General features: G+C 35.0%; 12 protein-coding genes. 5 read left to right on the forward strand and 7 right to left on the reverse strand.

Annotated features, from left to right (window positions below; translation table 11 throughout):
• Positions 1–190: 190 nt before the first annotated feature.
• Positions 191–1144: a hypothetical protein gene (locus ACECE_RS0212475; RefSeq protein ID WP_010247542.1), complete on the forward strand. Its 954-nt coding sequence runs from the start codon at positions 191–193 to the stop codon at positions 1142–1144.
• Positions 1145–1297: 153 nt separating this feature from the next.
• Here the strand turns inward: ACECE_RS0212475 and ACECE_RS0212480 are convergent, their stop codons facing one another.
• Complete coding sequence (locus tag ACECE_RS0212480; RefSeq protein WP_010247544.1) at positions 1298–1741, reverse strand: DUF2383 domain-containing protein; 444 nt, start codon at positions 1739–1741, stop codon at positions 1298–1300.
• 128 nt (positions 1742–1869) lie between these two features.
• Between ACECE_RS0212480 and ACECE_RS0212485 the strand changes: the two genes are divergently transcribed.
• Entirely contained in the window at positions 1870–3162 is a 1293-nt protein-coding gene (locus ACECE_RS0212485) for a nucleotidyltransferase (protein ID WP_010247546.1), read from the forward strand.
• Position 3163: 1 nt separating this feature from the next.
• Here the strand turns inward: ACECE_RS0212485 and ACECE_RS0212490 are convergent, their stop codons facing one another.
• The 4 genes from ACECE_RS0212490 to ACECE_RS0212505 form a co-directional block, all read right to left on the reverse strand.
• Positions 3164–3961, reverse strand: coding sequence for a methyltetrahydrofolate--corrinoid methyltransferase (locus ACECE_RS0212490; protein WP_010247548.1), 798 nt, complete (start codon positions 3959–3961; stop codon positions 3164–3166).
• Positions 3962–4000: 39 nt separating this feature from the next.
• On the reverse strand, positions 4001–5668 hold the full coding sequence (locus ACECE_RS0212495) for a ribonuclease J (RefSeq protein WP_010247550.1): 1668 nt from the start codon (positions 5666–5668) through the stop codon (positions 4001–4003).
• Positions 5669–6442: 774 nt separating this feature from the next.
• A complete protein-coding gene (locus ACECE_RS0212500) occupies positions 6443–7666 on the reverse strand; it encodes a glycosyltransferase family 4 protein (protein WP_010247551.1) in 1224 nt (407 codons plus the stop codon).
• Between the two features lie 258 nt (positions 7667–7924).
• The gene (locus tag ACECE_RS0212505; protein WP_010247553.1) at positions 7925–9301 is read right to left on the reverse strand and encodes a PhoH family protein; all 1377 of its coding nucleotides are present in this window, start codon (positions 9299–9301) and stop codon (positions 7925–7927) included.
• A 390-nt stretch (positions 9302–9691) separates the two neighbouring features.
• Here ACECE_RS0212505 and ACECE_RS0212510 point away from each other — a divergent pair, with 390 nt between their 5' ends.
• Positions 9692–11047 carry an SH3 domain-containing protein gene (locus tag ACECE_RS0212510; RefSeq protein ID WP_010247556.1) on the forward strand — a complete coding sequence of 452 codons (1356 nt, stop codon included), beginning with the start codon at positions 9692–9694 and terminating at the stop codon, positions 11045–11047.
• A 1-nt stretch (position 11048) separates the two neighbouring features.
• Positions 11049–11660: a hypothetical protein gene (locus tag ACECE_RS0212515; protein WP_010247558.1), complete on the forward strand. Its 612-nt coding sequence runs from the start codon at positions 11049–11051 to the stop codon at positions 11658–11660.
• A 53-nt stretch (positions 11661–11713) separates the two neighbouring features.
• Here the strand turns inward: ACECE_RS0212515 and ACECE_RS0212520 are convergent, their stop codons facing one another.
• Positions 11714–12061, reverse strand: a complete 348-nt coding sequence (locus ACECE_RS0212520) for a cupin domain-containing protein (RefSeq protein ID WP_010247560.1) — start codon at positions 12059–12061, stop codon at positions 11714–11716.
• Positions 12062–12344: 283 nt separating this feature from the next.
• Between ACECE_RS0212520 and ACECE_RS0212525 the strand changes: the two genes are divergently transcribed.
• Positions 12345–12749 (forward strand): hypothetical protein, encoded by a 405-nt coding sequence (locus tag ACECE_RS0212525; protein WP_010247562.1) that lies wholly within the window; start codon positions 12345–12347, stop codon positions 12747–12749.
• Positions 12750–12861: 112 nt separating this feature from the next.
• On the opposite strand, the gene ACECE_RS0212530 is transcribed toward ACECE_RS0212525, so the two are convergent.
• Positions 12862–13560 carry a class I SAM-dependent methyltransferase gene (locus tag ACECE_RS0212530; RefSeq protein WP_162862539.1) on the reverse strand — a complete coding sequence of 233 codons (699 nt, stop codon included), beginning with the start codon at positions 13558–13560 and terminating at the stop codon, positions 12862–12864.
• Positions 13561–13827: the final 267 nt, after the last annotated feature.

Here is a 13827-nt window from a genome sequence, read left to right on the forward strand (position 1 = left end):
TACATCTGATTTTTTAAGTCATTTTGCAAATGCCTATTATATTACATAATTAATTTGACAAAAATAAAAAAAAACCTTTATGTAATTTTTTCTTCTTCCTTAGAAACAACAAACTGTATTTAAAATCATTATTTAGAAATAATAATAGTAATCTTAAAATTCACAGAAAAGGAGGGAATTGCAGAATAATATGAAACTGATACCAAACTTATCTAAAATAGTATTAGTAGTTCTCACAGCTAACATTTTGATGCTATGTGGCTGCAGCAAAAACAAACAAAATCAGGAATCGCAAGCAAAACAGATGAAAGCCAGTGAGCAATCAGACAAAGTCCCTAAGGACCTCGAAAATATAGAAAGCAGTATAGAAAAAATCATCAAAACTTTAGGAGGCCCGTCAGTAACATTAAAAGAAGAAAAAAAACAAGAAGAAGGACAGAACCAAGCTCCCCAAAAAACTGGTCAGAATCAGGGCCAACAAAGCAGCCAGAGTAGTGGCGATCAAAATCAGGGTCAGCAAGGAAGTGAAGGCGGTCAAGGAAGTCAAGGCAGCCAGGGACAAAAAACTCCCCAGCCCTCAAATAACGCCCAGAATAGCCAAAACCAAGCTAGTGCAACAAAGGACCCTTGGCAGGAAATTTCCCCCGTTATCAATAATTTGCATTACCAGTGGAATAGTTATCTACCTTCAGCTACTAAGAAGAACGCAAATAGACAACTGCTTGACAATTTCGACAACGCTTTAAATACTTTAACCTCCACTATCCTTACAAAAAACAAAGATAACACACTTTTAGCCGCAAATAATTTATATTCATATGTTCCTGATTTTTATATGCTGTACAAAACGGAAACATCCCCAGAAATTAAAAGAATCAGGTATTTTGCCAGAAATGCAGTACTAAATGCTACCATTTCAAACTGGGATCAGGCAGGAAAAGATATTAGTAATTTGAAGTCTACCTGGGGAATATACAAAAACACAGTTGACCCAAAAAATCAGGATATATCAAGTAAGCTTGACTACTCAATTTATGAACTGGAAAAGGTAGTTACCGAGAAAAATCTATCCCTTACAGATATAAAAGGCAGGATTGCAATTTCAAACACAGAAAGTCTGGAAAAAGAAGCTAAGAAAAGTTAAAAAAGAAGCGGGATACAAAGGCTTCAGGTGGAATCGAAGTCCCCTGAAGCCTTAAATAACAGTCTTTTTATAGACTTTGATTAAAGAACAAAACACAAGACTTTAAAGTAAAAAGGTAGTCGAACTTATATTTTTAGGATTTCTAAATATGGTTTACATTTTCCCCTGCTCTACTATGAGAGTATTCATTCTCTTTAGGTGACCATGATCCATAGATAAAATGTCACTAACCAACTTCATACTTTTATCATCAAGGTCCCCTTTAATAATCTCTTCTGTCATAGATATACCTTTATCTTCTCCATCATAAGCCCGCTTAAGTATGTCTACAGCTTTAGTGTTTCCTATATTCTGGATGGCTATTTTGGCACTTGCCATAGCTCCTGCAACCCCAAGCTTTTCGTTAGGTTTGCCTCCCAGTTCTTTTATCCTGTTTTCCAACAAATTTGCATGTTCCTTGTGGTCGCCCTGTATCTTTTTTAATTCATCCTTGATTTTTTTATCTTCCAGCTCATTGATATATTTATCATAAGATTCTACTGCCATAAGCGTACCTTTTAATACAGTATTCAACTCGTTCACCACTGCATTTTCCATTTATATCCTTCTCCTTTTCCAATATTAAATGTTCATAATAATATTATCTCCATTAAGGTAAAAATTATTTTTATCCGTCCATATATGGGTTATAATATATTAAATACAATGCGAAAGGAAATCTTTTAATGCGGGTATTAGGTTTAATAGTTGAGTATAACCCTTTTCACAATGGTCATCTATACCATCTTGAGCAAGCCAGAAGCATGTGTAATGCAGATTTTGTTGTATGTGTTATGAGCGGAAACTTTATACAAAGAGGAGAACCTGCAATTATAAATAAATGGGCTAGAGCTAAAATGGCTTTGCAATGCGGAATTGATCTGGTTATAGAGCTTCCTGTACCCTATGCCATGTCGAGTGCTGAGTTTTTTGCTTACGGAGCTGTCAAAATTCTTAACGATATAGGTGTTGTAGATTATCTGTGTTTTGGCAGTGAAAACGCTGATATAGATACTTTTAGCACTATTGCAGATATATTGATTAATGAACCGGAAAGCTATAAACAGGCTTTGAAACAAGAGCTCGCCAAAGGAATTTCTTTTCCAGCCTCAAGGGAACTTGCACTAAAGAGCTATTTATCCGAGAAAGGCTCTCAGATATCCGATATTGAAGCTGTTATCAGTTCTTCAAACAATATTTTAGGTATAGAATACATAAAAGCATTAAAAAGACTTAAAAGCAAAATTACTCCACTTTCAATAAAACGTATAAATAATTCCTACAATTCGTCCGAAATCACAGGCAGTATTTCGAGCGCTACAGCCATCAGAAAATTGATTCAAACTGGTCGTTTGGCTGACGCTTCACTGCTCGCCCATGCAACCGAAACAGATAAAAACCAGCTGGATATAGTTTTACCGGCCAATTCTCTAAACATTTTGGAAGAAGAATTCAATTCCGGCAGGGGGCCAATATATTCGAATCTCTATGAACAACTGGTCATTTCGAGCATCCGCAGAATGCCAAAGGAAGAACTAAAACTACTGCCTTATGTAAAAGAAGGAATGGAGAATAGAATAAAAGATGCAGCAGAAGCCTGCGGAACTCTAGAGACTCTTATTGAAAGCATATTAACCAAAAGATATACGAGAACCCGCATTCAAAGAATTATTACAAGTGTAATGACAGGCTTTACTTCAAATGATCTGGATACCTTCAATAAGTTTGGCGGACCTCAGTATGCAAGAGTTTTGGGTCTAAATAATAAAGGCAGGCAGCTTTTATCTATGATAAATAAAAGCACTCACCTACCTATTATAACTAAAACCGCTAACTTTTCAAAATCGTGCAATCCACTTTTAAGAAGAATGCTCGAAATAGAGTCTTTTGCAACCGATATGTATGTTCTGGGATATCAAAATCCCCTTTATCGCAAAGCAGGTCAGGAGTTTACCCAAAACGTTGTTGTAATGAAATAAATTAAAAATCCAACATACCTTCCCTGAACTTCATCTGATAATTCATGCAGAATTCGTCATTCCCCGTAAGAGTTTCTGTTGCATAGAGGAGTGACATAAGCTTTTTGTCAAGAGGGTCCAATATAACAGTATCTGCCCCACTCACCATTGCAGCAACTAAAAATGCCTGATTCATAAGTTTCCTTGCAGGTATTCCAAAAGAAATATTGCTTATACCGCATGTAATATGAACGCCTGGAAACTCACTTCTGATTTTTGTGAAGGTTTCAAGAGCTATTGAGCCGTTATGAATACCAGTTCCAACAGGCCTTACAAACGGATCGATATATATATCATCCAACTTTACGCCTTCCTTTGTCAGGCTCAATATAAGGTTATCAGTAATACTAAGCCTCTCTTCCATAGTCTCGGGCATTCCTGTATCATCCATACATAATGCTATTACACTTGCATTATATTCCACTACTAACGGAAGTACCGAATTAAATCTTTCCTTTTCCCCTGTAATAGAATTAATAATAGGCTTAGGATTTTTATTGAGTTTTAAAGCCTTTTCTATTGCATTGGCGTTTTGAGAGTCAATTGAAAAAGGTGCGTCAACAACATCCTGAATAGTGTTAATAAGCCATTCAAGTCTTTCCGGCTCATCTTCAAAAGCACCGGCATTAACGTCTATATAGGTTGCGCCCTCTTCGTATTGCTTTTTCGCAAGCTCCTGTATATAGCGGGAGTCCCGGCTATCTATAGCGACCTTAACAGCAGCAGTTTTGCTGTTTATTTTCTCACCGATAACTATCATTATTACCCCTCCAACCAATAAGTACTACTGTATGATCGTTTAAACTTCCATAATTATAGGAAGGATCATTGGACGCCTTTTTGTCTTTTCATATAAATAGTCCCTAAGAGCATCTCTTATTATACTCTTCTTAGTAGACCAATCATTCTTCCTCTTATCTTCACACCTCTGAAGGGCCAGTCTGCTGACTTCTCTTATCTGCTCAATCAAGTCTTCAGATTCTCTGACATATACAAAACCTCTTGAAATCACATCCGGTCCGGCAACAACATTTCCTGTATCCCCTTCTATGGTGATAACTATTACTATAAGGCCATCCTGGGATAAATGCTTTCTATCGCGCAGTACGATATTTCCTACATCGCCTACTCCTAAGCCGTCAACTAATACTCTGCCCGAGGTAACACTTCCATTTATCCTGGCCGAATCTTCCGTGAGTTCCATTACTCTTCCTATATCCATGATAAAAATGTTTTCTGTTGGCATACCCAATTCATGTATAAGATTTGCATGACGTTTAAGATGTCTGAATTCTCCGTGCACAGGCATAAAGAATTTTGGCTTTATAAGGCTGTAAATCAGCTTTAACTCTTCCTGACAGGCATGTCCGGAAACATGGATTTCTGCCAAAGACTCATATATTACTTCAGCACCCTTACGGAAAAGCTCATTAATTACCTTTGAAATTGTTTTTTCGTTTCCAGGTATAGGGCTTGCAGATATAATTACCAAGTCACCCGGAACAATATCGACCTTTTTGTGATCGCCCGCAGCCATCCTTGCCAATGCCGACATTGGCTCGCCCTGACTTCCGGTGGTTATTATAACCAGTTTTTCCTCCGGATACTTTGAAATCTGGTCAATATCAATAAGTATCCCTTCAGGCATATCCAAATATCCTAAATTCATAGCAACCTTGGCAACATTTATCATACTTCTGCCGCAAATGGCAATTTTTCTATCAAACTTGACCGCTGCATTTACAATCTGCTGGATTCGATGAACATTTGAAGCAAATGTAGCAACAAGAATCCTTCTCTTTGCGTTCATAAATATTTCTTCAAAAGCTTCCCCTACAGTCCTTTCAGACATTGTATAACCGGGACGTTCAACGTTGGTACTATCACTCATAAGAAGCAGAACACCTTTATTACCCAATTCAGCCAATCTTGCAAGGTCCATCGCCTCTCCCTGAATAGGTGTATAATCAATTTTAAAGTCACCAGTATGTATTACAGTACCAACCGGTGTCTGTATTGCGAGAGCAACAGAATCTGCAATACTGTGGGTTGAACGTATAAATTCAACCTTGAAACAACCAAGGCTTACTACATCAGAAGGTTTTACCACCCTTAATTCTACGTCATTTAAAATACCATGCTCTTCAAGTTTTTGTTCAATAAGGCCTAATGTCAACTTTGTCCCATAAACAGGCACCTTTAAATCCTTTAATATATAAGGAAGTGCACCGATATGATCTTCATGTCCATGGGTTACAACTATCCCTCTGACTTTTTCAATATTTTTAGATAGGTAAGTAACATCAGGAATAACAAGATCAATTCCTAACATGTCATCTTCTGGAAAGGCCACTCCGCAATCAACAACAAATATATCCTCATCATATTCAAACAGAGTTATATTTTTGCCTATTTCCCCCATTCCGCCGAGTGGTATTATCTTTAGTTTTTTCTTCTTTTTAGCCACGCTTAAACCTCCACTTTCTTCTATAAGTAATTGAGTTTATTTTCATAGAGCTTCAAATAAATCCCGCGTTTTACCAATATCATTATGTTTTAAGATATTTTTGTCATCTAAACAAATTAAAACAAACCCAGTATATATATCCGCTTCCAGGTTAATGATAAAAGCAAGAAGATGTATAATTTTACAACAGCATTAAATAATACTTTTCCTCTAATCCGCTCATATTAACAACATCATTGCTCGATCCAGGGAAATTGAAAATATTAACCCTTTTTCCTTCATAATAATATTCTCCAAAAAAGACCCGCAAGAAAAAGAAAAGTTAATTACTTCCTACACCCTATACCAAAACATCCGCACGAAACAATTTATTTGTTAGTCTCTATTTATATACACTGTTTACAGTGTATTATAATCAAAATTTCATAGGCATTTTTCGCCCTATTCGATTGTGGTACATTTGCTTTGCAAATTTCTAAAATCGAAATATAAGATATCCATATGTTTTATCAATTTATACAATTTCAGAGTTTTATAGAACCATCACAAGCCCAAAATACTATGGATGAAAAACTCTAAAGTTAAATTCAAAGGATTATATATATATTTATAGTAAATATAGCTCAACTAACTTTTAGCTATACAAATTTTTAATTATTCACAAACAACTTATATATTATAGCATATTTTTCTATAATACAAACAAAAATTTACTTTAAAACTGTTTTAAAAATTATTTATGCTTTTTAGAGCTCACTATCTTACGGAACTTCCTTACAAATTATCCAGACCTTGCTTAATACTAGGAAGGTTCCACCCTATTCTCTTAGTATCTTCTATTACATCGTTATAAACCTTAAGTGTCTGTTCGGTAATTACATCCCAATTGTATATGGTATGCACTTTTTCAAACGCCTTTTTCTTCATTCTTTCAGCCTTATCTGGGTTATGTAGTATCTCCAGTATACTGTCGGCTAGGGAATTGGCATTACCTGTATAAGATTTCATACCATCCACACCATGATCAACGATCTCTGCGAGTCCCCCTGCTTCCGAAACAACAACAGGTACATTGGCAACCATTCCTTCTAAAGCAACAATACCGAAAGGTTCATAAAGGCTTGGAAATACTGCCACATCAGCACACTTGTAAAGCTTTAGAAGGTCTTCATCACAAATATAACCTGTAAAGCATACCTTATGTGCTATCCCCTTCTGGTACACCATCCACTTCAAGTGGTCAATTTCCGGACCTTTTCCGGCTATTATAAACTTTGTATCATTATAATAATGCAGTGTCTTGGGAACTGCATCAATCAAAACATGTACGCCCTTTTCATTTACCAGTCTTCCAACAAAGAAAACTATTTTTTCATTATCCGCAGCATACCTTCTTCTAAATTCAATATCTTTTTCATATCCATTAAATTTGTTTAGATCAACACCATTAGGAATAATATAGATTTTGTCATCAGGTATGTTAAAAACGCATTTAACTTCATTTTTCATATATCCGCTATTGACGATAAGTTTCCATGATTCGTAAGCCAACCACCACTCAACATTGTTGATGTAACTTTGAGTATCACTATGTATTCCACAATTTCGTCCATGCTCTGTAGCATGAATTGTTGCTACCATAGGTATTGTATACGAATGCTTTAATGCTCTTGCGGCAAAAGCCACTATCCAATCATGAGCATGAATTATATCAAACTTTCCTGTTTCATTTATCAATTTGACTCCATATTCTATAAGAACATAGTTTAATTGAAGCACCCAATCTACAAAATTATTAGCATTTACATCATATGAGTGAAGTCTGTGAACATAAACATTTTCATCCTTTTCCAGTTCTTTTGTTCCCATCTCCCAACATGTTATAACATGAACTTCGTTTCCTTTTGATGCAATTTTCTGGACCAAACCATGTACAACTCTAGATATCCCACCCACAATTCTAGGCGGATATTCCCACGATAGCATTAAAACTCGCATATTAATCTCCTCCAGGCATAAGCAAGCAGCTGCATGTTTTGCTCTTAATCGTCTGTGTAATTACTCTATTCATATTATACGCAATATCATTTTTTTTATATTAATTGTGCAAAACTTACTCCAGTTTTTTTGTTGGTAATATAAGCTAATTATAAGATTAATACTATTCGTCGTATTTTAAAAAAATCCTCCTTTTATTGGTGTTACAATTTTGAAACACCAATAAAAGGAGTTTATATATTTTATGTTATTTCCTCTCTACATCCTTTTTGCACTCTCATAAGCCAGATCTGAACGTTCGCATTCTTCATCGGTTAATGTGACCTGGCAACAAAGCGAACTTCCCTTCATTCGTTCTGACGCATAGCACAAACCGTTTGTCCTTATATCAAGGAATGGATGATCAATCTGTTCCGGGTCTCCAATTAAAATTATCTTTGTCCCTATCCCTGCACGAGTTATTATACCTTTAACCTGCTTGGGTGTAAGATTCTGAGCCTCATCAATAATAACCCACTGCTTCACTATAGATCTTCCGCGTATAAAAGCAATTGCCTCAGTGTTTATTATTTTCCTGTCAAAAAGCTCATCTACTTTGTCTTTTAATTCTTTCTCACTGTTATATCTTTCATTTTCATCATTATCTATCAGCACTTCAAGATTATCTATTACCGGCCTTAAAAATGGAGCAATTTTGTCCTGCTCTGTACCAGGAAGAAATCCAATATCCTCGTCCAAGCGAACATTTGGCCTGCATACAAGTATTTTCCTGTATAACTTATTTTGATCACCCATTATTTTATGTAATCCGACAGCTAGAGAGTAAAAGGTTTTTGCTGTACCTGCAGGTCCTTTAACTATTACAAGCGGTGCTTTATCTGCATCCATCATTAATGCTTCCTGCATAAATTTCTGGCCTGCATTTCTTGGTGTTACACCAAAAGGCCTTTCCTGTAAAAATGTCAAGGGTACAATTCTTTTTCCATCGTATTTGCCCAAAGCAGTCTGCTTTTCATTAACAGAAGAATGTATTATCAAAAACTGGTTTATAACTAATTCGGGGCATTCCTGCTTTGAATAATCACAGTTAAAACAAAATATATCTTCAACCTGCAAAGATCCCTTGCTGTAAAATTCATTAATTTTCTGTTCTGTCGTATATACATCCAATCTTCCCTGATATTGCTCTTTATATTCCGGAACCTGCTCTGCAAAAAAGTCTTGCGCTATAATACCTAAAACATCAGCCTTTATTCTTTCAAATACATCCTTTGTTACCAAAAAAACGCTTTCGCCTTTTTCAATTAATCCTTTACATACTTTTAGAATTCTATTATCATTGTTTACTTCCGACCAACTAGCTGGCAGTTTAACATTATTGCAATTCAGTTCAACCCTTAATTCTCCGCCGTTCTCCAGTGTAACCCCTTTGCTAAGATCCCCTTTAGACCTCAAGTCATCCAATATCCTTGCTACATGGCGTGCATTTGCGCCTAATTCTGAATTGTCCTTCTTGAATTTATCCAATTCTTCCAGAACAACCTCAGGAATTACTATACTATTGTCACCAAACGAATACAGCGCGAAGGGAGTTTGCAGTAGTACATTAGTGTCAAGAACGAATGTTTTCTTCAATAGATATCGCTCCTATCCCTATAAATTTGTATGAGCTGCTCCTATAAACTTAAGGGCTTACAGTTGCAATTCATAAATGAAAGTGTGATATTTTGCATTTTTTCATTATAGCATTCTTTACTACAAAACAAACAAATGAAGAATAGTGATAATTAATTATACCATATTTAAAATAAATCTAATATAAAATATGTTTATTCTCTTACTAATGATTCATTATTTTTATATTACATGAGTTATTAGAACTACGTTTCCCACGTTAAAATGGACCGTATTTACTAGTCCTTGTTAGTAGAAATTATCTACATAATTCCTCGCAAAACCATGCTATTATATATTTAGGAAGGTATTTCCTTAAAATTAATCTCACCATAAGCGAGGTGAAAATTAATGGCTGTATCAAAGGCAATCGAAAACTACCCGGATTGGTATAGGATAGAAAAGGATACTGAGAAAATCATAAAAAAATTGACTACAATTAAAGAAATAATTCCATACTTGAGCAATTCAGATGAATATATAAGAAGACTTTCCATTATCAGAATAAATGAACTAAGGCTTAAGGATTCATTGGTTGCTTTAAAAGAATTGCTTGATGACCCTCTTGAAACTATTGGCAATAAAGAGCTGGCAGCATGGACAATTAAAGTAGTAAGCAATCATTGGAATACAGACCTGTTTATCACCAATAAATACCTGAATAACTATTCAGGCAAGGAAAAATATGAAGATGTTTGCAAGGTAAATATCAAAGATACTTTGCCATCTTTGAGGTTTGACTTTACCTCATCAATATTAAATTCCGAATTAAATATTGAAGGCAGCGATATCAGAACCAGTAAGGATATTGACTTTGACCTTCCTTTTTCAGTTAAGGAATGGTTCGGACAATATTCTCATGATATCCTGGCAGATCTGAAATTTCTCCTGATCAGGCTGCCTCTGCTATTGCTAAAAGGTCTTAAGTATTCAGCTGTATTTATCTTTGGCGGACTTTTATATATATTCAAAGCATTAATCGGATTTATAAGTAAAATTAAACAACCCTCAAAAGTAAAAAGTGAAAATAACCATATTGAAACCGAAAAGGAATCGTGCACATATAATGCTTCATCCCAGGATTACAAAGCCATAAGGTCACAGGCAGGAGAATTCCACTCACTCAGGTATTCACTTAACGGGTCACCTTATGAAAATTCTCATGAAGAAAAAATTACTGCAAAAGAACACGTAAAAAAAGCATTCTTGTCCGTAGCATATGTACTATGTACGCCCATAAGATTTTTTATTCAGCATAAAAAATTAGCCTTTATAGGCATTGCTGCTATTTACTGTTTTTTATGCTTCTTCCCCTACGGTAAGGCCCTTACTTACAAATATGCAGGTCTTGATCTTATGGATGAACAAACTAAAGCATTCTATACTGTTAAAGGAATTGTATCTTATGTATGGGATGAAATACTGGATATTAGCGGCACTCCGCAGCCTGTTGCTGCTCAAACTGATTATAAACCAACAACAGAATCTAATGATAGTATTGTTCAGTCTAAATATATAATCACTGCAGAAACCGGACTTAATCTTAGAGAAAAACCCAATGCCTCTTCAAAAAAGCTACTTCAGCTTCCATTTGAATCAATTGTAATAAAGGAAGCCGAAGACGGAGCCTGGTATAAAATAACAACAAAGGACGGTATATCCGGTTGGGTATCATCTAAATATTTGAAAGAATTTAGAGGTGAATAGAATGAAGGATAGTAATATGCAAAAAAGGTCTGCCTTTGTACTCTCATTGCTAAACGAATTAAATGATGTCTATAAAGAGCTGAAAAAACTCTCTTCAGGGATAGAAAGCAACTCTGACAATTTTTACGAAAGTATATTTAATTCATCAAAAGTTGAAATTCAGGGCGATATTGACAGCTTTAAGTCCAATTTAGAAAAAATGAAGGAAATAAACATGAACATCACTGCAAAATTGAATGAATGGTACGATTTTATAAAGGACAGCAGTGAAATAAGAAAAGTTACCTTTCCTATAAAAATGTATTTTATGAAAAAAGATCTGAAGAATAGTATTACTAAAATGAATGCAGAGATATCAAATCTGTCAATTGAAAACAGATTTATACGGGAAAAGATTATCAATTGGGAACAGGAACTTAGTGTAAAAGCCCTGCATGAAATAAGGAACGGCCAGGAATTCAATAGTTATGAAGATCTTGTTCGAAAAAAGGATAACCTTATTATAGAACTTAAATATCTGCTTGCTACTATTCCCGACCTTGCACCTGTCGAATTTGACCTTGATAATATTGATAGAATAATTGATAAACTGTTAAAGATAGCTGCTGCTTGAAGCTGCAGCTATCTTTTTTTGTTTTTTACTTAGTGCAAAGCAAATATCCCAAATTAGTAAAGTAAAATTACAGCCATCATTTCCAAAGTACTGTCTCCAATATTTTCAACAGCATGTGAAGCCCCATTTCCCGTTATAATGGAATCCCCCACTCCAACTTCACTTAAGGTTCCATTATCATTTACCATTCCCTTACCGTTGATGATGTAGAAAATTTCTTCTTCATTATCGTGCTGATGCAGTCCAATTGATGAGCCTGGCCCTATTGAAATTTTGGCACAAAGTCTAGCTTTCCCTTTAAGTTCTTCCTGCTGGAAAACATGAAGGATTTCAACAGAACCCTTTCCACCCCTCATTTGCTCCTTTATCTCCTTAACCATTTCATTAGCGCGTTTAATCATATCGACACCTCATTTATAATTATAATTACATTTTTACTTTTTGGCTTATCCCAATACTGTGTTTCCTGATATAACCATACAATATTTTAATATATAAATCCTCCAAATTCAATATATTTACCTGCCTTCCTTTTGCTTATTGAAGAAATAAAAAAAATGCAGTAGAATAATTAATAGTGTTAGTAACCTCGTAATATGATTTTTCAGGACATGCGAGAAATATAACCTAGAAAGTAAATTTTGATATTAAAATACACTGAATACAAAAGTAAATTATATAAGGGTGGGGATTATTATATTAAATATTTCACCGGCAATTGTTAATATCCTTGTGTTTGATGAAATTACAAAACTTCGAGGACGGGATCTTCTTTTTAATCCGTTTTTTAAGGCACCGCAAATTACAATGTCATTTGTAACCTATACTACAGTATTTAATGTACCTAATGGCATCGTTAACTTTAAATTTAGAATATCTAATCCTTTGAATGAAACTATGCACGAATCAAATATAAATTGTGTAGAAGTTAATGAGAACTCTTTTTCAAATATACTTATTTGGAATAATGTTCACTTCACCATGGCTGGTGAGCACACTATAACTTTTTATCTTGCAACTCAAACCGGGTTTGAGCCTACAGGCAGCACAGTTATAATCGTTGAAAACGATCAAAACAATAAAGGTTAATTACTCTAAACCACCCTTTCAAAGGGTGGTTAGATTTTGCTGTAAACTTTTTCGTATATTATTTCTATAAACACTTCTATACCCACGAATATTAAAACTTTTAGAATACTCCTCACTTTACTGCCATATATACAGCAAAATTGTAATATTTCCAAACTACATCCATTGTTTCAAAACCGGCATCCTTAAGCATATCAAAATGCTCCATCATTGATACCGGCCGATCTTCATCATAATATGTCTGAATCCATTTGCTTTCAACTTCATCCATAGGCACATTTATGCACATGAAATTTTTCCACTGCTCCATAAAGCATTCCTGAAGTATTTCTGTGGATGCAAGTACCACATCTGCATTTATAAATATGCCGCCAGTGTTAAGGGATGAATATATTTTTCTATAAAAATCAAGTTTATCCTCATTTGTCACAAGATGATGGAGTGCAAGCGAAGACACTACAACATCATATTTTCTACCAAAGTTAAATTCATAGAAGTCACTGTTGATATAAATTGCATCCTGTACATCATTCAGCTTTCCAGCAGCTATTTGCAGCATTTTTCCTGAAATATCAACGCATGTTATTTTAGCCTTGGGATAAGCATCTTTTACTGCACGTGATATAGTACCAGTACCACAACCCAAATCAATAACCTCAAAATCTTCTGAACGGCTAAAAGGCAAAGTATTTACAATTGCCTCAACCATCTGATAATAATAAGGTATAAGGTTTTTTATAATACCGTCATACTGCGCAGCTTCCTCCTCAAAATGATTCTTAATTTTGTCCATTGAATCCACTGTATCCATAGTATGCACCCTTTCCTTCTCTAAATATATGAACCGTAATCCTTCATAATTTTTTTCTTTCTCCCCAAATCTCAACTTTCGGATTTATGTAAAATCCCCTTCCTAAATAAAAAGCCCGCAGAATCACCATTACGTGACTCCGTGGGCATATATCCACGTGTAAGGCTGTAAACCCCTATGCAGCTCAAGCAAAATCGCCATTATGCATACTCACTTTTGAAATATTTTTACATACAACTTCCAGTTTGTCAATATGAAAATCCTTAA

Origin of the sequence: Acetivibrio cellulolyticus CD2 (assembly GCF_000179595.2) — a bacterium.
Classification (GTDB): domain Bacteria; phylum Bacillota; class Clostridia; order Acetivibrionales; family Acetivibrionaceae; genus Acetivibrio; species Acetivibrio cellulolyticus.

Excerpts from the sequence above, each read along its gene's own strand:
- ACECE_RS0212480 (WP_010247544.1), bottom strand. The coding sequence starts at position 1,741 with ATGGAAAATGCAGTGGTGAACGAGTTGAATACTGTATTAAAAGGTACG.
- ACECE_RS0212485 (WP_010247546.1), top strand. The coding sequence starts at position 1,870 with ATGCGGGTATTAGGTTTAATAGTTGAGTATAACCCTTTTCACAATGGT.
- ACECE_RS0212500 (WP_010247551.1), bottom strand. The coding sequence starts at position 7,666 with ATGCGAGTTTTAATGCTATCGTGGGAATATCCGCCTAGAATTGTGGGT.
- ACECE_RS0212515 (WP_010247558.1), top strand. The coding sequence starts at position 11,049 with ATGAAGGATAGTAATATGCAAAAAAGGTCTGCCTTTGTACTCTCATTG.
- ACECE_RS0212510 (WP_010247556.1), top strand. The coding sequence starts at position 9,692 with ATGGCTGTATCAAAGGCAATCGAAAACTACCCGGATTGGTATAGGATA.
- ACECE_RS0212490 (WP_010247548.1), bottom strand. The coding sequence starts at position 3,961 with ATGATAGTTATCGGTGAGAAAATAAACAGCAAAACTGCTGCTGTTAAG.
- ACECE_RS0212520 (WP_010247560.1), bottom strand. The coding sequence starts at position 12,061 with ATGATTAAACGCGCTAATGAAATGGTTAAGGAGATAAAGGAGCAAATG.
- ACECE_RS0212530 (WP_162862539.1), bottom strand. The coding sequence starts at position 13,560 with ATGGATACAGTGGATTCAATGGACAAAATTAAGAATCATTTTGAGGAG.
- ACECE_RS0212475 (WP_010247542.1), top strand. The coding sequence starts at position 191 with ATGAAACTGATACCAAACTTATCTAAAATAGTATTAGTAGTTCTCACA.